The following is a 23,867-nucleotide window of genomic DNA, read 5'->3' as shown; positions in this document are numbered from 1 at the left end:
CTATCCTTTAGTTTCTTGATTTTTCAATTTCTTTGCTGTCTTCCTTTTGAATTTTATCACCGAGCGTTTCATCAACAAAGTTGGTCATTTTTTTATATAGGTGAAGTCTCGTATTTCCTCCATAAATACCATGATTCTTATCTGGATAAATAGCCCATTCAAATTGTTTATCGGCCTGTATTAAGGCTTCGGCTAATCGCATGGTATTTTGCACATGCACATTGTCATCACCAGAACCATGCACCAGAAGGAAGTCTCCTTTTAATTTATCAACATGGTTAATTGGTGAATTATCGTCGTACCCACTTGGGTTTTCTTGAGGGGTTGACATAAAACGCTCTGCGTAAACAGAATCATAAAAACGCCAACTGCTAACAGGTGCTACAGCAATCGCCATTTTAAACACATCGTTACCTTGAAACAGTGCGTTACTGCTCATGTAACCACCATAACTCCAACCCCAAATACCAATTCTGGTTTTATCTATAAAAGGTAAGTCCCCTAATTTTTTGGCGGCCGAAATCTGATCTTCTACTTCATATTTCCCCAATTGATTTTGGGAGACTTTTTTAAACTCTGCTCCTTTATAGCCTGTACCACGCCCATCAACACAAACAATGATGTAGCCCTTCTGCGCCAGAAATTGAAACCAGTAATCGTTAGATTCGTTCCATTGGTTTTTCACCTCTTGGGAATCAGGTCCAGAGTATTGGTACATAAACAACGGATATTGCTTATTTTCGTCGAAATCGGCTGGTTTAATCATCCACATATTCAAATCGTTACCATTAATATTTATGGTACTAAATTCCTTTTCTGATGTCTTATAGTCGGCAAGCTTTTTCGCTAACTGGTCATTATCTATTATACTTTTAATAACATTACCTGATTCGGCACTATTTAAAGTATATTGCGGCGGGTTCTTAGCACTTGAATAGGTATTGATAAAATACGAAAAGTCGGCATTAAAAACTGCATTGTTTGTGCCCGTACTCTTTGTTAAACGCTTTTTGTGCTTACCATTCAATTTTATGGAATATACATCGCGGTTGATGGATCCATTTTCGGTTGATTGGTAAAATATGGTTTTACTTTCTTCATCAAAGCCATAATAGTTTGTAACCTCCCAATCTCCCTTTGTTACTTGGTTAACCAAGTTTCCGTCGTTGTCATAATAATAAATATGGTTAAAACCGTCCTTTTCACTGGTCCAAATAAAACTATTGTCCTTTAAAAACGTTAAGCTCGAGGAAAGTTCTACATAAGCATCATCTGTTTCGGCCTGCACTAATTTTGATGTATTTGTTTTTGCATTTATAAACCATAAATCCAATTCGTTTTGTCGGCGATTCATATACTGCGCACTCAAAATATTGGAGTCTTTGGTCCATTTCATCCGCGGGATATAAAATTCGTCATAGGTTTTATCGACCTCAACATTATGTGTTTTGTTATTCTCTAAATTGTAAATATGAAGTGACACTTTAGAGTTAGCCTCACCGGCCTTTGGGTATTTAAAAACTTGTTGGGTTGGGTACAGATCTTGCCCATAAATATCCATTGAAAATTCTGGCACCTGGCGTTCGTCAAAGCGAATAAAGGCAATTTTGTTACTATCGGCATTCCAATCAAAAGCACGGACAAATGTAAACGGTTTTTTAAACGATAATGGACTTTCCGAAAATTCTTCTTGGTATACCCAATCGCCAATACCATTTATTATTTCATTCTTTTTACCATCAAAGGTAATTTGTGTAACCTCTCCGCTATCTAAATTCTTTACGAATAGATTATTTTCTTTGGCGAAAGCTATTTTATTTCCGTCTGGAGAAAATGTAGGTTGTTGTATTTTAGCTGAATCTAATATAGTTAACGCCCCATTTTTAATATCATAAACAAAATAAATTCCTTTTTTAGACCATCTATAGATAGATTCTAAATTTGTAGCCAAAAGCAGTTTTTGCTCATCGACACTAAAAGTGTAATCGGTAAAATATGGAATGGCTTCAAGGTTTGCACTACTAACAACCGTCTTTACCTTGTTTAAGGTTTTATAATCGTAAACATTTACCTGCGTGCTTCTCGTAGCCCGATCAACTTCCAATACCGAATATTGTTTTCCATTAGCCATAGAATGTAAAGCATTCATGCGCTTAGTGCTAAACGTACCATATTTCCAAATGTCTTCTAGGGTAATTTCTTTGGTTTGCGCTGATAATATTGAAGTTAGGAACAAGCAAACACAAAAGGAGAATTTTAGGTGATTCATTAAAAAAAATTTATTTTTCACAAAATGATGTCAAGTTTACTAAAAATTATGCAAAAAACGTAAATATTAACACTTAAATAACGCCTTTGCAAGTGGGTGTTCTATATTAGAATGAAGAGTGGTATCTTTGCACGGCTAACTAATAAATTATGAGTAAACCCATTGCTGGATTTTCTAAACTATCGAAATCCAAAAAAATAGACTGGATTGTTAACAACTACTTCTCTGAAGCCGAAGATGCCAAAGCTGTTTTAAAGCAATATTGGAACAGTAACGAAAAACTGCAGCAATTGCACGACGAGTTTATCGAAAACACCATCACAAATTATTATTTACCGCTTGGTGTCGCCCCTAATTTTTTAATCAACAATAAGCTTTACACCATACCAATGGCTATCGAGGAGAGCTCGGTGGTAGCAGCAGCCAGTAAAGCGGCCAAGTTCTGGATGGATAGAGGCGGGTTTAAAACCAAAGTTATTTCTACAACCAAAATTGGGCAGGTCCATTTTATGTTCAACGGCACTATTGAAAAACTACAACAGTTTTTTAACCACATAAAACCGCAGCTTATTAAAGATACTGAGGCCATTACCAAAAACATGAAAAAGCGCGGTGGTGGCATTCTTGATATCGAATTGCGTGACAAGACGGATGATATACCTAATTATTATCAACTGCACGCTTCATTCGAGACGTTGAATGCCATGGGTGCCAATTTTATCAATTCGTGTTTAGAACAATTTGCAAAAACATTTAAAGCTGAAGCTCAAAAGTTTGCCCTATTTGCAAAAGAAGAAAAAGACATCGATATCGTCATGAGCATTCTATCGAACTACGTTCCAGAATGCTTAGTTAGAGCAGAAGTGAATTGCAAAGTTGAAGATTTAACCGAAGGTGCAATTTCCGGTGAAACGTTTGCTAAAAAGTTTATACAAGCCGTAAAGATAGCCGAAGTAGAGCCCTTTAGGGCCGTAACCCACAACAAAGGTGTCATGAACGGTATTGATGCCGTTGTTTTGGCTACTGGAAACGATTTTAGAGCGATTGAAGCGGGTGTTCATGCCTATGCTTCAAGAAAAGGACGCTATAGTAGCTTGACCCATGCGAAAATTGAAGATGGTATTTTCATATTTTGGATTGAAATTCCATTGGCTTTGGGTACCGTTGGCGGTTTAACAGGGCTTCATCCATTGGTAAAGTTAGCGTTGGAACTTTTGCATAAACCCTCAGCAAAAGAACTCATGGAAATTGTGGCTGTTGCCGGCTTAGCCCAAAATTTCGCAGCATTACGCTCACTAACCACAACAGGCATTCAACAGGGGCACATGAAAATGCACCTTATGAATATTTTAAATCAGTTTGAAGCAAGCCCAAGTGAAAAAGAACAATTAACAAATTATTTTAAGGATAAAACCGTTTCTCACAGTGCGGTAACAGAAGCCTTAAATAAGTTAAGAGATTAATACGATTTGAAAACCTTTTATCATCATAGCCACGGGAAACTCCTTATTACAGGCGAATATGTCGTGCTTGACGGTGCATTATCATTGGCTGTTCCCACAAAATTTGGGCAGTCATTAAAGGTAGAAGGCACCGACAGTAAAAAAATTATTTGGAAAAGTTTAGCCGAGAACGGCAACGTTTGGTTTGAAGGTGAATTTCAAATGAAAATGAACGCGATTACCACGTCGCACGCCCCTCTCAATGACGTTTTAAAAAGGCTCATTCAAATTTTGAATACTGCAAAAACCCTTAACCCTGAATTTCTTAAAACCAATGAAGGTTTAGAAATAACAACAACACTCGATTTTCCTCGAAACTGGGGCTTGGGCACCTCGTCAACACTTATAAACAATATCGCACAATGGGCCAAAATTGATGCCTTCCAACTTCTGGAACGCACTTTTGGCGGCAGTGGCTACGATATTGCTTGTGCACAAAACCAAGGCGCCATCACTTACCAAATTAAAGACTCCTCCCATATTGCCAAACCTGTAGATTTCAATCCTGATTTTAAGCAGCAATTGTACTTTGTTCATTTAAACAAAAAACAGAACAGCCGGGAGGGCATAAAGCATTACCATGCCAACAAAGGCAACGCAACGGGATTAATAAAGCACATTAATACGATTACAGAAAAGATGATTGTGGCCGAAACTCTCAAAGACTTTGAGCCTCTCGTTGAAGCGCATGAAGATTTAATTGGAAACATTACGAACCAAACACCAGTTAAAACATTATTTTTTAACGATTTTGAAGGTGCTATAAAAAGTCTAGGTGCTTGGGGTGGCGATTTTATTTTAGTAACCTCAAAAACAAATCCCACGGCTTATTTTAACAAAAAAGGCTTTGCTACAGTTATTCCATATGCCGAAATGGTTTTGTAACTTAAGCTATATAAAATCTAAATTCAATCAGAATAAATATCAAACAAAAAAAGCTCCGATAATCGGAGCTTTTTTTGTTTATGATTCTTTTAAAGTACTTACTGAATTTGAATTTTAACTCTGTTGTCTTCAATTTCGGCAGCATCCTTTAAAGCATTATATACTTTCGTGTTTACCGCACTAGCCTTTTGCGAAGCTACTCGGTTAGCCGCAGCTTGGTAGTTATCTAACTCTACTGCCGGTGTCTTTTTAGTTACTTGAATCATGTAAACCCCATTAGAACCGTCAATTAAACCAGAGGTTTCCCCTTCATCCAATCCAAAAGCAGCACCAACAACCAATGGCTCACGACCTGCTCCAGAAATAGTAGGGCTCTTCATATTAACACCATTAGCTGTTCTAACAGTTGTTTTTTCAGCAGCCGCTAAATCTTCTAAAGTTGTTGCAGAAACACGGTCTCTAATAATCTCGGCCTTCTTTTCCTTTTTAAGAATAGGCAACACTCTGGCCGTAGCATCTTCAACAGACATTAAACCTGCTTCATGCTTAGCAACCAGTTGTGCTATAACGTAACCACCAGGAATATTAAAGCGCTTAATTTCACCAACCTCAGAATCCTCATTAAAAGCCCAACGTACAATTGGTCTTTGGTTACCTACGCCAGGAATACTTTCATCTAAAGCTTTTATACCATTAACTGGTCGAACATTAAAATTACTTTCTTTAGCAACGGCTTCAAAATCACCTTCACCAGCTTCAATTTCAAAATTAGAGGCATCTCTAAACACCTTATCTGTTGTTGCTTCAGACGGCTCAATAGCTCTTGCAATAGTTCCTACCTGCACCGCTTTTTTAGGGTCTTTTTGTCCTTCGATTTCTATAATATGGAAACCAAAAACGGTTTTAACCACACCTAAATCGCCAGTTTTACCTTCAAACTCAAACTCATTAAACTCAGGAACCATAGAATTGTATGGGTGCCAATCGTAACGCCCGCCATTGCTTACACTACCTTGGTCTGATGAAAACTCAGTGACAAAATCAGGGAATTTAGAACGGTTTCCTTTTAAAACAGTCAATAAACTATCGGCTATGCTTTTGGCTTCAGCTTCTGTTTGTGTTACCTCTGGACCTGCACTCTGTGCCCCTACAAATGGAATTAATATGTGACGTACTTTTGCTGAGTCTGGTATTTGCTTAACAGCAATAACTTTTGATACTTTAAAGAACCCATTATCTTTATAAGGCCCATAAACTTCACCTTCGTTTAAACTATAAATATCATCAGCAACAGCAGTTGGCAAACTTGACTTGAACATAAAACGCTCATCAAATTTCAAATCTGATCCAGCGATAACATTAATATACTCTTCGTTGTCTTTTACTTTAGAAAATGCAACAATAGTATCTTTTCTTCCTCTTTCGTCAACCAATCTTCCATTTACATAGGTTTCCAACTCTGCTTTAATGGCAGCTTCATCTTCAACAGATGCCGTTTCTTCAAACTCCACAAAACGGATATCTCTCGAAGCCTCAACTTCAAACTGTTTTTTGTTGTCTTTGATATAACTAGAAATATCAGATTTAGATACTTGAACAGTGCTATCTGGAATGGTATTGTAAGATACTTGAACGTATTTTATGTCTACTTTATTCCCTGCTAATTTGTGCTCCAATTCACCTTCGGCTAGAGTTCCTGTTAATCCTGCTTTTACAAGGTTATAATACTTCTGGTTTAGAGCGTTTAATGCCAACTGGTTTTCGTAGTTTATCCAACCTTCGTAACCCGCTGGGTTAGTTTCTTTTAAATTGGCAATGTACTCGTTCAGCTTGCCTTCATCAAAAAGGCCAGCTTCGTTTAAAAACTCTGGACTTGTAGACAAAGCATTTTTCAATAAATCGCGCATTTGATCTTTTTCAACAGTAATACCAAGCTCTTCAAATTGCGTTTCCATAACAGCTTTTCTCACTTCTTGGTCCCAAACACGATTCATTACCTGAGTATTTGTTGCATTTGGACCTGCTTGACGTTGTGCCGCTTCAACTTTTTGCAAAAAGTCCTCACGCGTAATATCTTTTCCGTTAATGGTCGCTACCACATTTTGCGACTTCGACATTAGAGCATCGCTGTTTCTAAACAAATCTGCCAAAACAAAAGAGAATAGCGCCAAGGCTATAATTAATATTAAGAATAGTGAACGTTGTCTTATCTTATTTAAAACTGCCATTTGTAAATTAAATTTTTTAATTACCCAAAGCTGGGATTTGTTGTTAAGTTGGTGTCAATTACACAATAACCGACAAAAATATCGTGCGCGAAAATACCATTTTCTATTTAATAATAAAAGGGTTATTTGTTTATTGTGGCCTTTAAATTTTTTTGATAGTAAAACTGAAGTTGAAACGCAAAGGCTTTAGACCCAATATATAGTTTAAACTTTTAATCTTCTTCAACAAGTTTAAGCTCTACTAAATCTATTTTGGTATTGGAAACCGCCAATATTTTAAACTGAAAATTATCAATTTTAAGTACGTCGTTTTGAGCTGGAATTTCTTCGGTATGATTAACTATAAGCCCTCCTAAAGTTTCGTAATTCTCGCCTTCGGGTAAATTTATTTTATAGGTTTCGTTAAGGTAATCGACTTCCAAACGTGCCGAAAAGTGATAGGTTTCGTTATCAACTTTTTCCTCAATGGAGTCGTCAGAATCGTGTTCATCTTCAATTTCCCCAAAAAGTTCTTCAATAATATCCTCAACGGTCATAATTCCAGATGTTCCGCCGTATTCATCCAAAACCACGGCAATGCTACGTCGTTTTTTAGTGAGCACGCTAAGCACATCCTTAATGAGTACCGTTTCGGGCACGAACTCTACAGGCGTTAACATAGCCCGAATGTTTTTCGCTTTTTTAAACAATTCAAACGAATGTACGTAACCTAAAATATCGTCAATCGTATCTTTATAGACTAAAATTTTAGTACGTCCAGTTTCAGTAAATAGTGTGTTAAGAGACTTTACGGAATCATTAATTTCAACGGCGATTATTTCGGTACGCGGAATCATAACTTCTCGTGCCTTTACTTCGGAAAACTCTAAGGCATTTTGAAAAATCTGAATTTCACTATCTACCTCATCGTGCTCTTCAATCGCTTCCATTTGTTCGCTAATGTAATTTCCCAGTTCTACTTTTGTAAATGCCATTTGAATTTGGTCGCCATCAGTTTTAAAAAATGTTTTCAAAATCAAATCGGAAATCCAGATAACAAATTCTGAGATGAACGTAAACAGCATATAAAAAAAGTATGCTGGTACCGCAAGCGCTTTAACTAAGGTATTGGCATAAATCTGAAAAAAAACTTTAGGCAGAAACTCGGCCGTAATTAAAATCACAAATGTTGAAATAACCGTTTGCGACAATAAACTTAAATCGTTTAAAAGATAATTTAAAAACGCGCTTTGGGTGGGCAACATAGACTGAAACCAACTGACCAACACATCACCCATAAAAAACCCATAAACCACCAAAGCAATATTGTTACCAATAAGCATTGTGGTTATAAATTTTGATGGCCGAGCTGTAAGTTTTCTTAGGGCCTTGGCAAGTAAGCCATCTTGCTTTTTTTCAATTTCTATGTGAATCTTGTTTGAAGACACATAGGCAATCTCCATGCCCGAAAAAAAAGCAGAAAGGATAAGTGAAGCTATTATGATAATAACATAAACGCTCATTTATTTTGAATCATCTTTTTTGTCGTACTTTTTCCTAAAACGCTTTCTGAAGAAAAACATAAAAATGGCCAACCCAGACAAAGCGAAAGACACGTAAGCACCGTGGGTTCCGTCGTTCCATTTAGTAACGGCATCGTAAAGAAACAGTACCGCAAAAACCAAATAGGCGTATTGAAAAATCTTAGAAAAATTCATGCTATATTATTTTGCGTAAAGATAGTTAAATTTGAATTGCTCTGTACGTGTGGTTTTATTTATTCCTCGATAGTAATTATACCAGTAACCTCGAGGACTTGGGCATTTTCAAATTTTGAATCGGAGTCGAAACCATTACCTTTTATAAGGTCTTGTTCTGTTTGAAACTCAACAGGATGGTTTGTAAAGAGCCATTCCTTTTTTTGGTCGTAGTAAAGCTGATCGGTTTTTAAAACACTGTTATCGTGTGTAGTGATTACCACATTATCTCTCATGTCGATTAAATCGGTATTGCCATAAACAATGGCATAATCGGCCACAACAGTACTTTTTTTATTGTCTTTATCGTAAACATAAAGTGTTACGCCATCAACAAACTCGTTAAAAGGAAAATCGCGATTGGTATAATCTAACATTTTGGCACTTATAAGGTTAGCCGAAACTCTACCGGAATCGATGTACTTAACATTCATGTTATAATCGACACCTATCGGTTCGTTGTCTGAAATACCAATCTGTTGCACTTGCTTTAAACTGTCATTACATGAAAAAAACATAGCCACAATACAAATTGTGACTATGCTTAATTTATTATGTAAAAACAATGTTTTCATTAAATTTTTGGCACGGTTACCGAACGCCCTATCCAACAGCCAATGCTTAAGGTTTCACCTGATCTTCCTGAACTAAACACATCAGAGTTTGAAGGCGCTTTAGCTTCGTAATTAGCAACCGACTGTGCAGCCGCTTTTTTTAGCGTTGGGTCTACACGTGAAGCCTTTCTGGCTTCGTTAGCAGCCAACCAATATACCGCTCTTTTGTTGAACGTTGTATCGCCACAGTTGTTAGCGCTAGCCGCATACATCGCTGCAATAGCTAAGTAAGGACGCCCATTTGATGGATTAAGACTTAAAGCTTGGTTGTAATAGTTTCTTGCTTTACCATAGCTTCCTCTTGACTTTAGCTTGCTAGCAATTCTGTAGTACAGTTTAGATTTTTGGTAATCGTCTGTTTCTAAACTAATAGCCTGCTCATAAAATTTAATGGCTCCATTGGCATCACCTTCTTTATCCTTCAAGATTCCTAAATAGTAGGCTGATTTTGAAGAAGGGCTTAGATCGTGATACGCATTAACCAACTCAAAGAACAATGGGTCTTCTGTACATTCTTTTTGCGACATTTGTCCTGCAGCGCGTTGTAACCAAATTGCATTGGTTTTGTTTTCTTCAAAATCTCTTTTAAAGATTGGAATTAAGTTATCGCAGTTTGCTCTTGGACCTAATTTACCATCTACACTTTCAGCAATCTGGTCGTAAGCCTTTAAGTAACTTTCGTAATATCTTTTGTAGCTTTTTTCACGACTTGTATACGATGCTCCCGTTGAATCTTTTTCTATAAGTTTGTTTAACTTTTCTGAGTAGTTTTTTACCTCTACTTCAATTTTATCAACAACATCATCGTACTTACTAAATAATTCGGCTGCTGGTTTTTTACCGTCATCGTACAAGTCAACCATTAAAGAAAAGTAAGTGTATATACTTTTAGGGTTGGTAAAACTTTCCTTATCCAATTTGTAGGCGTTATCAAAGCATTCGTAAAGCTCTTCCTTACTTTTGTTTAATTCCTTTTGGTTATCGTACATAAGCTGGCATGCTTTTGCAGCATACTCGCCTTTTGGCGTTTTGCTTGAGAAGTGCTCTGCTCTTTGCTCCCACATTTTTAAAAGGTCGTTGATGTAAGCAACTTTTTCGGCTCCAGTTGAGTTATCAATTTTATGCTCTAAAATTTTCTCACCGTCAACATAAATAGCATTGTTAAACTTTGGACATTTGTTTCTTACTGCCATCCATGGCTCGTAAGCCGCATCGTAATTCTTTGCTTTTGTATACTCGTGGAAAATAGACAATTTGGTCATACACTCTTCATCTTGCTGTGCAAAACCCAGTCCTAATCCAATAAATAAAAAGGCTAATAAAGTAATTTTAGTTTTCATGATAATTTTTGTTCTTTTAATCATACTTTCTTTTCTGGAACCATCTATCGTTCAAAGATAAGCTTAATTGGAAATTAATAAAATTCTCTTGTATTAAATTGCTGTTGGTTGTTCCTCGTTGACCAAATTCAACACCTAAGTTAGCATTAGATAGTAGCCTGGCATCACCAACTGGTAAACCTACACCAAAAGATATGCCAAACTCTTTTATTGATTCGTTTTCGATGTTTAATCCTGTTTGTTCGTTTCTAAAACCGGCCCTGTAAACAATTCGTTTCCAGTAACTATCGAAAGAACCATAGTTGGGAATGTAAAACCCTCCTAAAGAAAAAGAAAAAGCATCTTCGTAAGTTGTTTGCTGGGTTGCGTAAAGGGCGTTGAAAAATTCACTTGTTTTTTGAAAACTTGTTTCGGCTCCAAGAAACCACTTTCTAGGTTTTCCTAAGCCCGCACCAAAAGTTAGTTTAGAAGGCATCACCAAATCGGTTTCCTTTAGCCCCATAGCTTCCAAATCAGATTCGCTAGTATTAACTATAAATTCTTGGCCTGAAGAATTTACACTAACCGTAGAAATAGACCGCTCGTTTTTAGAGGCTATGTTGCTCTGTGGCGTAAACATCACACTTGAAACAAGTTCTAAATCTTTCTTGATTATGGTTTTATACGAAACCCCCAAATTAACGTTTAGCCCGCTTAAATCTGACCGGTTTCTTTCACTAGTTTGATATTGGGTTGGCCGACCATCGTCATATTGATAGCTTAGAATACTGTTTTGGATATTTCCAAAATTATAATGTAAATCGATACCAGCTGTTAGCCCCTTTGTTATTTGGTAACCTAAACCTAAAAACACCTTATTAACGCCTCCTTCTCCTTTAAATCTGCTATCGATTTGGTCATTATCGTTTAAAGATTCAAGTTTGTAACCAACAGAAGTGTAAGGCAACATTCCAAAACCAAAACCAAATTTTCCCAAAGGAATAGATAACGCCAAATAATCAAACGTAGTAGATGAAGCCTTATCGCTACTTGAGCTCGTTTTTAAATCTCTACTAGAATAAGTTCCGCCTACGGTAAATTTAACTGGCCTACTGGTTCCGCCGTAAGGATAAATACCAACATTATCTCCTGCATAAGAGGCAGGATTACGTAAGTTAATATGAATACTATCGTTATAAATACTTAGTCCGCCCATACTCCGGTTTTCAACCGTACCTTTAAACTTAATGCTTCCTATACCATAAAAAGAGTAAGGGGAAGCGGTGCCTTCTTGTCCGTAACAGTGAACAGTAAATACTATAGCAAAAACTAATACAAGTTTTTTTATCATTCGTCCGAATTAAATTGTAAAATAAAGCTTAATCCTTCTAAAAGAAAATTAAGATTGGCAAATATGCTACTTTTTAATTGCTTAGACAAAAAATTAGCATCGCCTCCTGTTAAAATAACTGTTAAATCTGGATATTTAAGTTTATATGTTTGAATTGCACCATCTATTTCGTTAATAATTCCGTTAACTACGCCCGAGTGCATCGATTGTTCTGTAGAGCTCCCAGTAATTTGATAAGGGGTTTCTGTATTCAATAACGGTAAGTTAGCGGTTAAATTATGTAATGACTCATAGCGCATACGTAAACCAGGTGAAATGGCCCCTCCTAAATATTCATTTTGGGCGTTTATAAAATCATAGGTTATACAAGTACCCGCATCAATAATAAGCACATTGTTTTTTGGAAACTGACTCACCGCTGCACTTACCAAGGCTATTCTGTCTACCCCTAAAGTTTTGGGTGTTTTGTATAAATTTTTGAACGGCAAATTTGTTTCTGAATTTAAAACCAACACATCGAAATGTTTGGTTATTTGCTGGACATCCCTTGGGTGTAGTTTTCCAACGGACGATACAATGGCCCTTTTTATTGGCATAAAGTTAGTTTTAAGGTTTTCGATGGTGCTTAAAACTAATTCTAGCTTAACTGTATCCTTGTGTTGCAATACCAAACCATTAAAAACAGCCAATTTAGCATAAGTATTTCCAACGTCAATTATTAAGTTCATTTGTATTCCAAAAAAGGGTAAATTTACAAAAGCATAAACAATATTTGACCAATAAATACCTTATAATATTAAATATAAATGAGTTAGTGCTCCAACCGTTAAAAAAATGCAATTCATTATATTTTTTTCTATTTTTATTTTGGCGAATTACAAAAATGGACATATATTTGCAACCGCTTTGGCGAGGTACCTTAGCTCAGTTGGTAGAGCAAAGGACTGAAAATCCTTGTGTCCCTGGTTCGATTCCTGGAGGTACCACTTCTAAACCCTGTAAACGCTTGTTTTACAGGGTTTTATGTTTTTTAGGGTGATGATTAAGGTGCTAAGTTATTATTATTTTTATTCAAAAAAATGTGGCACTGACATGCCTTTCACTTTAGCAAAAAAATACGTAACTATCTTTATTTGTAGATGTTGCGGGTTTTTTGTTTTTATAAATTGTACGATTTATGTACGATTAAAAGGTTTTTTGTTTATTAAACAGACCATATTTAGCCCAAACTCATTAATATTTTTAGATCGGTAATTGGTAACATTCAAGATAAAGATTCCCAAGGATTGAATATTAGGTTATCCATATAATCCTGTTTCTGTACAATAAGCATCTTTTCTACCCCCTTATCATCTTTTATTGGGAGAAAACCATAATCATAACAGAAATAATAGATCCCATTTTTAAATGGATATATATGGGTGAACAACTCAAGGCTATAGCCAGATTGCAATAACACATCTTTCCTAACAGTACTCTTTCCACTTGGACAAAAATGGGCCAATAGGCTCCTGTTCCTTCGAAGAATACTATTGATTTTCTGGATGGTGATTTCGTGCTGTGGTCGATTTTGGTTGTGATAGGTGCTTCTACATTGGGCATCACAGAACTTCTTATCGGTTCTCCCTACCAACTCCTTGCTACAGGACAAACAGAATTTCATTTTCATAATCCTTTTTTTTAAACGTTTATATACGTATATAAACGTTTAAATATACGGTTAAATCATTATATAACATCAATTTTGTACCATGAAAATGCATTCGTTCCCAATACCAAGTCAAAATATAGCTGTTGCCAAAGCTGATTATCAATTGGCGATGGATTTGATGCATCAAAAACTTACCTTAAAAAAGTACAGCCCGAACACCATTAAGACCTATATGCACATGTTTAAGCAGTTCCTTGCATACATTCACCCAATGCCACTCCATCAGGTCACCACATCGCATATAATGCACTATCACAAAGAATTGGTAACCAAGCATACTGTATCGGCATCCTACCAAAACCAGAGCATAAACGCCATTAAATTCTATATAGAGAAGGTCCTGAACCTTCCCAAGGTATCTTATGATTTTTGTAGGCCCAGAAAGGCAAAGACCTTACCTAAAGTTCTGTCCATGGAAGAAGTGTCTTCCATATTGCATGCCACAAGAAATATTAAGCATAAAACTATACTTTCCATTATATATGGTTGTGGACTACGAATATCCGAATGCACCAACTTAAAAGTCGAGGATATAGACTCTTCCAATATGCGTGTTTGGGTCAGAAACGCCAAGGGGAAAAAGGACAGGATAACGTTGTTATCTCCCAGCTTGTTGGAACAGCTAAGGGCTTATTATAGGGTATACAGACCAAAGCAATGGTTATTTGAAGGACCAAATGGCGGTCAATATAGCGTTTCAAGCATAAGGCAAGTCTTTAATCGTTCCAAGCGTAAAGCTGGTGTTACTATGCCAGCCACGGTTCACAGTTTAAGACACTCCTTTGCGACACATCTCTTGGATGCTGGAACAAATCTCAGATACATACAAAAGCTGTTAGGCCACAACAGCTCTAAGACTACAGAAATTTACACCCATGTAAGTACAACTAATCTCATAAATATTGAAAGTCCTTTCGAAAAGATTGGGAAATTTAATACATTTACAAATAAGAAATAAACGCAATAAAATACGTTTACTAAATAGTTAGCATGCATTAAATGGACAGATAACAGATGGATTTTGGAATAATTGAAATAGTGAGTCTTCTAACCATAATCTTGACTGGTGTTTTCAGTATTTATGGTTTATGACTATAAAGACAAAGAAGGACGACTGACTAAACATGGTCGTATAGCAATTTATGGAATCATAATTTCTTTGACACTATCAGTCATAGGCTTTGGATTCAAACTTAAGTCTGATTCTGATTCAAAAACCGAAAAGCTAAAACAGATTCAAGAAGATGTTTCAAGACAGGAATTAACAATTAAAAAACTTGATAGTGCTATCAATAATATTCAGAGACTCAGTTACCCATTGACCGATTTAAATATTGAACTCATCTACACTTTTGATTCTACTTCAAAGAGCATTCTTGGTTTTCATGACAGCATTGTAAAAAAAACACTTGAGTCGATTAATAGTGGGAATTATTACGGTTTCGAAAACAATGACGAACTATATGCTTACTGGAATACTCAGGAAAGAGAAGGAAAACCAAACAGATTATTGATTTTTAATAATGATAAATCAAAGCTATTCCCAAAGTTATCAATTCCAACTTCTGCTCTTGGTCTATTTGATTTAAACAAAAATGCTGAATCAATGAGTTTTCAAAGTAAGAGCAGCTTTAATGTAGTTTTTACTACTCCAGTATATAAAAAACCTAATGAAAACATAATTGAAGAAAAATTGAATTATAACGTATCAACGGGAATTTATGAATATTCTATACAATATACTCCAACTGCTCAGTTTGCAAATCCTTCTATAATAAGTCATTTAGACCTCAAATTGGTTAATGCTGGACTAGGTGCGATAAGACCGCATGACGAAAAGAACTGGGAATTGAAATCAATTATATTTAGAAATAGCTTGGGTCTAACCAGCACTTTTGTTATTCGGAAGAAGTTCGATAAGGATTGGCCAGAACTGACTTTTGTTGGGGAAATAGAATAAAACGCATGCTAACACTGTATATAAAAAATAGGCGAAATAACACTAACATCAAGGCTTTTGGCTCGCATCAAACTTTGTATTTGCTTGAAATCTCAGAGCTACGTAATCGCCTACTTTTCATATACTAACCGTTGCCACCAATTTGAAAAATGAATAAATTGACAATATATTTTGGAATAATTTTATTGCTATCAATAAGTATTTACTTCTTATTTAGTTCAAATTCCCAAAAGTCAAATAATGATGATTTTAATTTTGGTGCTTTTCACATTAAAATTCCAGAACACTGGAAAAAAATTGAATTTGACGGAATAGACAGCTATGTTGGCGGCATCACAAATGGAAACGACTCATTGACTTTTGACTATGGCTGGTATTCTTATGACTTTAGCTATGAAGATGGTGAAAAACAGCTTTTCGCGACCGACACAATAAATGGAAAAATTGCATTGATAACCAAACCAAAAGAAACTGGAAATGGGACAATTGGAATTTATATCGAAAAAGCATACAAAGAAAACCGATTTAATTTGATTGGAAAAAACATAGCGGATGAGGACTTGATTTTGGAAATTTTTAAATCAATAAAATTTAAGGATAGTGACACAACTTTAAATTCTGAAAGTATCGGATTTTCTAATAAAATAACACCTTATTCTGGTCGGAGTTTATTTTATGCAAACTGTGCTGCTTGTCATCATAAAAACAAAAATATGACCGGACCAGCATTTGGTGGAATAAAAGAATTGGAATTTAAAAAATGGATTCTTGATTCAAAAGATTTAAATGAAATAGACAAAACTGAATTTGGTATTAGCTATCATAGAAAAGCTTTCGGGAAATTATTGACCGAAAATGAAATAGAAAAACTAATAGAATACAGTAAATCGGAATAAAAAACTGGTGGCAACACCGTGTAAAAACAATTGCTTGGTTCTAGCCTACTTGGAAAATCCTGCGGATTTTCCTCTGGTTCGTTCCATTTTTAGTAAGTTAGTTGCTTAAACACGCAACTATCCTTACACATCAACGTTGGCATTAATAATGGAAACATCAACAATTTTATATATAATCCTTGGAATTTTAGTCCTTGTCCTTCTATTACAAAAAAAGCGGATTGACAAAAATGCGGACTATGACTCTTATGCTGACCTCAAAAATGAATGGTCAATATTGACTTCATTCGCTGAATTGAAAATCTTAAGCAAATATGCTGGAGAATTAAGATTTGGACCTGCCTTCGTTCACATCAAAACGGAACCAAAAAATGCGTTCGGAAAAGAATTTTATGGAGATTGGTATTTTAGAACAGAGAAAGGTATTTATCTGCAAAAATGGAATTCAAATCCGATTAAAAGCGGAGTTCATACCAGAGCCAATAATGACTTGATTTTTTACGACCGATTAAAAAATAAAATCGAAGTTTTGGAAACTGGAATAAAGTCATTTCATTGGACTATTGAAAAGGATGAAAATAGCGGACTGACTTTAATATCTGACAATGGAAAATCAAAAAACCGAATAAAAATTACTAATGCCAACACCGTGTAAAAATAATTGCTTGGTTCTAGCCTACTCGGAAAATCCTGCGGATTTTCCTCTGGTTCGTTCCTTTTTAATAAGTTAGTTGCTCGCATACGCAACTATCCTTACACAAACCGTTACCACACATTTGACAAGACCAATGAAAAAAGGAATTTTAATAACAATAATTGGAATTATAATTATCGGAATTGCTTATTTCGGACTTGAAATGTTTGACTTCGCGAAAGGAGTTAAGAAAGACGCTCAAAAAGAAAATCTGAATGCGGAATTAAACGCACAAATCCAATTTCCTGGCTATCCGACTTCAGACAAGGTTGAATTCAATATCAAAGCGGAAAAAGAATACTATGCTGACAAACCAATTGAAATAAAACTCATTTGGAAAAACAAATCCCAAAACACCGAAAAAATAATGATTAGAGATTATTGGGAACATCCAATCGGAACCGGAGCATCAATTATGGACTTAAAAAATGTAGAACTGACAAGCCAAGTTTCAAATCATATTTTAAGTTCTCAATTATTTACACCAGAAGACTTAAAAGAATATGAAGTTCACTTAAAACCAAATGAAATAAAAGAATATTCTGTCGATTTATTAAAAATCCCGATTTTAAAGAAAACTGAATCGAACTCAAAGAATACATTGCCGAAAGGAAAATATAAAATTCAGGTGTTTTATTATTCAAGAATGTCTGACCAAATTGAAATAGAAATAAAATAAAAACGTGTGGTAACACCGTATATAATTTATTGCTAGTTCTAGCCTATTTACGAAAATCCTCGCGGATTTTCTATTCGGTTTGTATTTGCTAAATTAGGTGCTTAAAACACGCAACAAACCATATACAACAACGTTAGCCACAAGCTGAAACCAAGCGATGGGAAAAACGAGAAACTTAAATGGAATACCAGGAAATTTAGCCTTGAGTTATTTGAGCACACTTGGATACTATGATGGCGGATATATGGCAGACTGGCTGAATTTCATTGCACGTGACAAAAATGTAAAAGAAATTGAAATTGACATTCTGAATAACGGAATTTCACCCGAAGAAACTGATATCAAACCACTAAAAGCGGATTTGAAAAAATTACGTGGAATACTTGAAAGGGAACTATCAAATAACGGATTTAAAATGGACTTTATTAAAAAGGCTGTTATGAAATTTGAAATCCCAATTGACAATCCGAGATTTAAAAATACAGTTTATTGTTATCCGTTTATTGAGGACGAAAATGGAAAAATTTACAAACCAAAAAAGCGAATTATTGAAACCGCTTACGAAGTTGACTTTAATCCAATTAAGAAAATGAGAATGAAAACTGAACACGTGAAAAAGAAATGGATTGATAAAATTAAAAAAATGTGGAACTGAATAAAAGCCAGTGGCTAACAATGTATAAAAATAATTGCTCACTTTTGGGCTTAACCAATGGTCGTTGCAAGTTTACTATGTCTGATTTTCCTACGGAAAATCCTCGCACGTAAACTCGCAACTATTCTTATACTAACCGTTATGCACAAGCTGAAAAAACTCAAGTAACAATATGAAACAACTGATTAAAAAGTATACTATTTTGGTGATTTCAGCAATGATACTTTCTCGCTTATTAACTGTAATCATCTTGTCTATATGGCCAAATATATTAAAGATTGAATTACCTGACGGAGAAACACTTACACTAGGAAACCGATATTTGACATCAGCACTTGATTTCTTAATTAATATTGTATTTATCATTTTACTAGCCAAAGAAATGAATGAGAAAAGAATAAAATCAATCCCAATATTAATATTGACTTTTTTTTCTTCTTTATTAGGAGTTATATTCTTTTTCTTTATTTCAGCTTATCAAAAAATAGAAATTATTAAAACAAACAGGTATGACTAGTTTACTAAAAGTTTTAAATAAGTACATAATAATAATGATAATATCATCCTTATTTGGGATGCCTTGGTTATATGTCCGATATTTATTGTTTGATATGAGCAATGATGAAACATATGCTCTAACGAGTGAAATACCTAATTACGTAAATTATCTTAGTAGATTGATTATTCTTATCCTTCTAATAATTGATTTTAGAAAAATGAACTTGAAATATATTGTATTGAGTTGTATAGCTACTTTATTTTATCCTTTACTTGGTGTAGTGATATTATCTCTATTGATTTTAGAGAAAGAAAAAGCCAGTGCATAACACAGTATATAAAAAATTGCTAGTTTTATCCTAAACCAATGTTAGTTGCTTTGTTTGCTAGCTTCTGATTTTCCTTCGGAAAATCCTCGCACTCAAACACGCAACTTTCCATATACCAAACGTTAGGCACAATGTAAACCAAAATTGCCGTAAAATGAAAAACCTATTTCCATTTATTATATCTTTCTTTTTACCAGGAGCAGGACAGTTTATTCTAAAAGACTTTAAAAAAGGTGGAATTATTTTATTATTAGATATAGTTTCAACCTATCTTATTTTAAATATAGACTTCTTGAATTTAATTCCTTTTTGGTTTCCTCACATAATCATTATGATTTGGGCACTTTTTGATATTTTTGATAAGATTGAAAAACGAGATGGAAAAAAATCGGCAACTAGATATCTTGCATTTAGTTTACTAATTGTAGTTATTTTATTTCCTTTAACTCTAACTCTTTTGACAACTGGAATATTTAAAGGTGCTGAATTTATCACAAATGAATATATTAATGAAGACAGAACTAAAGACGAAATGAATAAAATTACGACTGAATTAAGTCTTTATAAAAATCACAATGGAGTTTTCCCAGAAAATTATGAATCATTTATTAGACGAAAACCTATTTGGGGAAGTTGGAAAGCAGATAGCTGGAAAAACCCATATAAATATGAATTAATTGACTCTGTAAATTATAAACTAATTTCTGCTGGAAAAGATGGAATTTACTATAACGAAGATGACTTAATAAGAAAAAATTGAAAAACACAGTGCCTAACACCGTATAAAAAAAATTGCTAGTTTTAGCTAAACCAAAGTTAGTTGCTCGTTTGCTAGCTTCTGATTTTCCTTCGGAAAATCCTCGCACACAAACACGCAACTTTCCTTATACCAAACGTTGGCAAACATTTGAAAAATGAAATACCCGAAAATTATATTTACTTTTTTTCTTTTAATTTGCCAGACGTCTTGCCAAAAAAAAATAATTGGAACTTGGTATAAATGCAATAAAGATGGAAGTTATAATGAGTATAAAATAACTGACCAATATACAATTATGCTTTCAAGTAAATCTGATATTGTTTGGATTCATAAAGTTAAACAAATCGACAACGGAATTATACTTTCGGATTTTGATTCTTCTGTTAATCGGCTTATGACAAATAATGACACGTTGATTGTCTTATCAAAAACTAATGATAAAATTATTTTAAAAAGTTCTTACACTTGGGACAAAATGGAACTGAATAAAGCGGATTTTGACTTTGACAAAATTGATTCCACAAATTTGGATTCTTGGAAAAACAAAACTATATCGGAATTTAAAAAAAGAACCGAATTAATAAATTGCCCTGACTTAAGAACTAAAAAAGAAAAAAACATTCCAACTATAGATTTAGACGATTTTGAGGATGAATAAATACCAATAATTGAAATAAAATAAAAAACGATTTGCCAACACCGTATAAAAAAAATTGCTAGTTTTAGCTAAACCAAAGTTAGTTGCTCGTTTGCTAGCTTCTGATTTTCCTTCGGAAAATCCTCGCACACAAACACGCAACTTTCCATATACATAAACGTTACCCAACATTTGAAATGACCGACGAGGAACTAAAAAAATTAATAACTGAACTTGAAAATCGGAACGAAAAAGACAAAGCTTATTTCGGATTTTATCAATACGGCGGAGGACCAGACGAAAGTTGCATAAAAGCTAATAGGAAAGGACTCGAACTCTATGCTGCTGAATTACTAAAAGCAGGGATTGAATCTGAAAATCTTGAATACAACGAAAATAAAATTGCGTCAGTTGGACTTGACATTGATTGGATTGACGAAGATGGCGAGTTCTTTTTTGATTATGTTGAATTAATAAATAAGGAAAAAGAACCGAAAAAAAAGTTTCCTGAATATAAAGAAACTTGGAAAGATAAAATTTTTAAAGTTGGTTGTATTGGGATTGGAATATTACTTGTCGGACTGATTTTAATTGGAATAATAACTGTTATAGCTTGGATATAAAAAAACGTTGGGTAACAATGTATAACCGCAATTACGGCGGATTCGACTGTGTCCGAATCCACTCGGAATTGCTAACGCCAGTTCTAAACCGAAAATTATTAACTTTAAATCCGTAACTGACGGTTATACGAGACCGTTGTGCGTAATTTGAGAAAATGAGTAATCTAACAGATGAAATAAAACATATTAAATTCAAAACAGGGCAGAATTTTCATTTTGACCTTGATAGAGAATTTGAACTTATTTCTTCAAATTTAAGTTTAAAGGAACAGGAATTTCTCAAAGCGGATTTTGAATTCTTTTTGGACAAAGGAAAATTTCTCGTAATAAACACTTTTGCTGGCGGAATTCTATTTTTAAAAGTACCTGAACTAATAGAAAAGATAATGGTTGAATATCGAACTGACAAAAAAGACTTTATGGCTTCTGTGGTTTTTGAATCGGATATGAGAAAAGCCGAAAACATCAGATACAAACTAGAAATTGGGAAAATAGAATCAACTAACTGGAATACAAAAGCAATATTTCCGAATTATTATCAGTATGAGAGTAAAATCCAAAAAGTCTTATTGATTGTAATTGGAAAGATTGTAAAAAGAATTTGTGAATATGGACGGACACACTTCGCCCATATGAATATAGAAAATGAGTTCGAAATCGAATTGTTAATTAATGGACTAATCGAATCTAAACTCAAAGTTGAATTGAATTAAAAACTACGCACAACAATGGCTATTAGTAATTGCTCGTTCTCGCCTACTTCTGAAAATCCTAGCGGATTTTCAGTTTGGTGTGTACTTGAAAAATTAAGTGCTAACCCACGCAACTACTCATAGCCGAGACCGTTGTAGCACATTTCCGAAAACGACCGAATGATTGAATTAATACTGTCGACTTTAGCTGAATTTGGACTTATTCGAGAAGATTTTAAACATCATAGAAAAATCTCGAAAATGGAAAAAGCTGATGGAAAAAAGAGACCTTTCCAAAGATATTTTCTACAACCAAGTTCTATTATGGTTATTTCTGTTTTAGCAATTGGAACAATAAGTGCATTTATCTTTTTTAGCTACCAGCGCACATCAATTTTCCCTAAAAAAACAAAAAAGGAAATTGTAGAGATAACCGAAAGAATGGAAAAATGGAAAGAAAAATTTGGAATTTACCCAACTGACCTAAATGAATTAATTGGAAATAACCCTATGCGACAAGAATGGAAAACTGACTCTTGGAATAGACCTTATCAATATTCATTGACTCAAAGTGGTATTGGATTTTTAATCATTTCAGCAGGTTCGGATGGAAAATTTGGAACTGATGATGATATTAAGTCTGTCAAATGAAAAAAAAGATTAATTCAGTTTTAGGTTTAATCCAAATAATATTGTCTGTTTGCTGGATTTATGAAATGATATTGCTTTATTACAAATATCATTATACAGATATACTTTTTGCTTTTATGTATCCAAATTGGGTAATATTCTTAAATATTATCTTAAGTTTTACAAACATATACTTTGGAATAAAATTAATGAACGGAAAAATATCCAACAAAAGAAGTTATTTGACAATGGGTATTTTAATAATCATTGGAGGAATGATAAATGTATTGAGTGTATAATAAATAAAAACGTGCTACAACAACGTGTAAGCGCAATAACGGCTGAATTTCCTAATGGGAAATTCAACTCGTTTTGCTAAATTAGGTGCGTCAGCGGAAAGTACTCGCGCACTTTCCCGTTACTGACGCTTACACAAAACCGTTGTACAACATTTGAAAAATGTCCTGAAAATATTATTAATTCTCGCTTCGATTGGTGCAATATTCCTAATCGGATTTTTCGTTTTGGGAATAATTGCAATTCAAGACAAATACGAACCTGAAGAGATTGAAAACAAAATTGAAATTGTCGAAAATCAGCAAGCGAAATCAACAATTAATAGCAATCTTATTGAATTTCTTGAAAATCCAATTGACCTTTTAGACTTTAAGGAAAAGAAAGAAATGCGATTCACAACAAGCGTTACAAATGGAACTGAATTCTATTTTAATCCGAAAATAAAAGACTCTATTTTTTATGTCTATTATTACCCAGCCGAAAAATTTGATGACGCAAGAAAAATAGACCAAATCATAGTTTTCAAACACGGAGAAAATAAACACAGGTACGAAGACCAAACTGAAACGCTAATCGAATTAAGAGTTTTTAATAAAGATTCGGATTTAGGAAAAGCTAATCTCATCGGACTTTCAAAAACGGAATTGCAATCAGAATTCGGAAATGACTTTCTGACTTTCGATAATGGAATTGCATACTCGAATAAAAATAAAGTGCTGATTTTGGAATTTGACAAGTCTAAAATCAAATCTTATAGATATATAAAACTAAACACTGAGAAAATCGACAATGGTTTAATTGGACAAATAATGGAATAAAAAACGTTGTACAACACCGTATAAAATTAATTGCTAGTGCAAGCCTACTTACGAAAATCCTCGCGGATTTTCTATTCGGTTTGT

At 34.4% G+C, this 23,867-nt stretch carries 24 protein-coding genes and 1 tRNA gene; 16 read left to right on the top strand and 9 right to left on the bottom strand.

Annotated elements, in window-relative coordinates:
* Window positions 1-7: 7 nt before the first annotated feature.
* On the bottom strand, window positions 8-2,269 hold the full coding sequence (locus GSB9_02783) for a S9 family peptidase (GenBank protein UKM66203.1): 2,262 nt from the start codon (window positions 2,267-2,269) through the stop codon (window positions 8-10).
* A gap of 149 nt (window positions 2,270-2,418) precedes the next feature.
* Here GSB9_02783 and GSB9_02782 point away from each other — a divergent pair, with 149 nt between their 5' ends.
* Both GSB9_02782 and GSB9_02781 read left to right on the top strand, forming a co-directional pair.
* On the top strand, window positions 2,419-3,732 hold the full coding sequence (locus tag GSB9_02782; protein ID UKM66202.1) for a hydroxymethylglutaryl-CoA reductase, degradative: 1,314 nt from the start codon (window positions 2,419-2,421) through the stop codon (window positions 3,730-3,732).
* Between the two features lie 6 nt (window positions 3,733-3,738).
* The gene (locus tag GSB9_02781; protein UKM66201.1) at window positions 3,739-4,656 is read left to right on the top strand and encodes a GYDIA family GHMP kinase; all 918 of its coding nucleotides are present in this window, start codon (window positions 3,739-3,741) and stop codon (window positions 4,654-4,656) included.
* Window positions 4,657-4,754: 98 nt separating this feature from the next.
* On the opposite strand, the gene GSB9_02780 is transcribed toward GSB9_02781, so the two are convergent.
* The 7 genes from GSB9_02780 to GSB9_02774 all read right to left on the bottom strand — a co-directional run bounded on the left by GSB9_02780 (window position 4,755) and on the right by GSB9_02774 (window position 12,632).
* The gene (locus tag GSB9_02780) at window positions 4,755-6,884 is read right to left on the bottom strand and encodes a SurA N-terminal domain-containing protein (protein ID UKM66200.1); all 2,130 of its coding nucleotides are present in this window, start codon (window positions 6,882-6,884) and stop codon (window positions 4,755-4,757) included.
* A gap of 212 nt (window positions 6,885-7,096) precedes the next feature.
* On the bottom strand, window positions 7,097-8,386 hold the full coding sequence (locus tag GSB9_02779) for a hemolysin family protein (protein UKM66199.1): 1,290 nt from the start codon (window positions 8,384-8,386) through the stop codon (window positions 7,097-7,099).
* Window positions 8,387-8,581: a hypothetical protein gene (locus GSB9_02778; protein ID UKM66198.1), complete on the bottom strand. Its 195-nt coding sequence runs from the start codon at window positions 8,579-8,581 to the stop codon at window positions 8,387-8,389. It lies immediately after the preceding gene.
* Between the two features lie 59 nt (window positions 8,582-8,640).
* Window positions 8,641-9,195: an LPS export ABC transporter periplasmic protein LptC gene (gene lptC, locus GSB9_02777; GenBank protein ID UKM66197.1), complete on the bottom strand. Its 555-nt coding sequence runs from the start codon at window positions 9,193-9,195 to the stop codon at window positions 8,641-8,643.
* Entirely contained in the window at window positions 9,195-10,574 is a 1,380-nt protein-coding gene (locus GSB9_02776) for a hypothetical protein (protein UKM66196.1), read from the bottom strand. The genes lptC and GSB9_02776 overlap by 1 nt, the downstream gene beginning before the upstream one ends.
* Before the next feature lie 16 nt (window positions 10,575-10,590).
* Entirely contained in the window at window positions 10,591-11,904 is a 1,314-nt protein-coding gene (locus GSB9_02775) for a hypothetical protein (GenBank protein ID UKM66195.1), read from the bottom strand.
* Entirely contained in the window at window positions 11,901-12,632 is a 732-nt protein-coding gene (locus tag GSB9_02774; protein UKM66194.1) for a type III pantothenate kinase, read from the bottom strand. Before GSB9_02774 ends, GSB9_02775 begins: the two co-directional genes overlap by 4 nt.
* 185 nt (window positions 12,633-12,817) lie before the next feature.
* Between GSB9_02774 and GSB9_02773 the strand changes: the two genes are divergently transcribed.
* Window positions 12,818-12,890: transfer RNA gene (locus GSB9_02773), tRNA-Phe, on the top strand.
* 278 nt (window positions 12,891-13,168) lie between these two features.
* Here GSB9_02773 and GSB9_02772 read toward each other — a convergent pair.
* Window positions 13,169-13,573: a hypothetical protein gene (locus GSB9_02772; GenBank protein UKM66193.1), complete on the bottom strand. Its 405-nt coding sequence runs from the start codon at window positions 13,571-13,573 to the stop codon at window positions 13,169-13,171.
* An 82-nt stretch (window positions 13,574-13,655) separates the two neighbouring features.
* Between GSB9_02772 and GSB9_02771 the strand changes: the two genes are divergently transcribed.
* The 13 genes from GSB9_02771 (at window position 13,656) to GSB9_02756 (ending at window position 23,783) form a co-directional block, all read left to right on the top strand.
* Window positions 13,656-14,573, top strand: a complete 918-nt coding sequence (locus GSB9_02771) for a site-specific integrase (protein UKM66192.1) — start codon at window positions 13,656-13,658, stop codon at window positions 14,571-14,573.
* Window positions 14,574-14,681: 108 nt separating this feature from the next.
* Complete coding sequence (locus GSB9_02770) at window positions 14,682-15,575, top strand: hypothetical protein (protein UKM66191.2); 894 nt, start codon at window positions 14,682-14,684, stop codon at window positions 15,573-15,575.
* Window positions 15,576-15,724: 149 nt separating this feature from the next.
* Entirely contained in the window at window positions 15,725-16,471 is a 747-nt protein-coding gene (locus GSB9_02769) for a cytochrome c (GenBank protein UKM66190.2), read from the top strand.
* 148 nt (window positions 16,472-16,619) lie between these two features.
* The gene (locus GSB9_02768; protein UKM66189.1) at window positions 16,620-17,126 is read left to right on the top strand and encodes a hypothetical protein; all 507 of its coding nucleotides are present in this window, start codon (window positions 16,620-16,622) and stop codon (window positions 17,124-17,126) included.
* A 133-nt stretch (window positions 17,127-17,259) separates the two neighbouring features.
* Entirely contained in the window at window positions 17,260-17,844 is a 585-nt protein-coding gene (locus GSB9_02767) for a hypothetical protein (GenBank protein UKM66188.1), read from the top strand.
* 157 nt (window positions 17,845-18,001) lie between these two features.
* The gene (locus tag GSB9_02766) at window positions 18,002-18,499 is read left to right on the top strand and encodes a hypothetical protein (protein ID UKM66187.1); all 498 of its coding nucleotides are present in this window, start codon (window positions 18,002-18,004) and stop codon (window positions 18,497-18,499) included.
* A gap of 172 nt (window positions 18,500-18,671) precedes the next feature.
* Window positions 18,672-19,016, top strand: a complete 345-nt coding sequence (locus tag GSB9_02765) for a hypothetical protein (protein ID UKM66186.1) — start codon at window positions 18,672-18,674, stop codon at window positions 19,014-19,016.
* Window positions 19,017-19,480: 464 nt separating this feature from the next.
* Complete coding sequence (locus GSB9_02763; protein UKM66184.1) at window positions 19,481-20,086, top strand: hypothetical protein; 606 nt, start codon at window positions 19,481-19,483, stop codon at window positions 20,084-20,086.
* 154 nt (window positions 20,087-20,240) lie between these two features.
* On the top strand, window positions 20,241-20,744 hold the full coding sequence (locus GSB9_02762) for a hypothetical protein (GenBank protein ID UKM66183.1): 504 nt from the start codon (window positions 20,241-20,243) through the stop codon (window positions 20,742-20,744).
* 176 nt (window positions 20,745-20,920) lie between these two features.
* Entirely contained in the window at window positions 20,921-21,346 is a 426-nt protein-coding gene (locus GSB9_02761) for a hypothetical protein (protein ID UKM66182.1), read from the top strand.
* A gap of 155 nt (window positions 21,347-21,501) precedes the next feature.
* Window positions 21,502-22,059, top strand: a complete 558-nt coding sequence (locus GSB9_02760) for a hypothetical protein (protein UKM66181.1) — start codon at window positions 21,502-21,504, stop codon at window positions 22,057-22,059.
* 159 nt (window positions 22,060-22,218) lie between these two features.
* Window positions 22,219-22,689, top strand: coding sequence for a type II secretion system protein GspG (locus GSB9_02758; protein ID UKM66179.1), 471 nt, complete (start codon window positions 22,219-22,221; stop codon window positions 22,687-22,689).
* A gap of 431 nt (window positions 22,690-23,120) precedes the next feature.
* Window positions 23,121-23,783 carry a hypothetical protein gene (locus GSB9_02756; GenBank protein ID UKM66177.2) on the top strand — a complete coding sequence of 221 codons (663 nt, stop codon included), beginning with the start codon at window positions 23,121-23,123 and terminating at the stop codon, window positions 23,781-23,783.
* Window positions 23,784-23,867 lie beyond the last annotated feature (84 nt).

This window comes from Flavobacteriaceae bacterium GSB9 (assembly GCA_022749295.1).
GTDB lineage: Bacteria > Bacteroidota > Bacteroidia > Flavobacteriales > Flavobacteriaceae > Flavisericum.
This window is presented reverse-complemented; position numbering and strand designations above follow the sequence as displayed.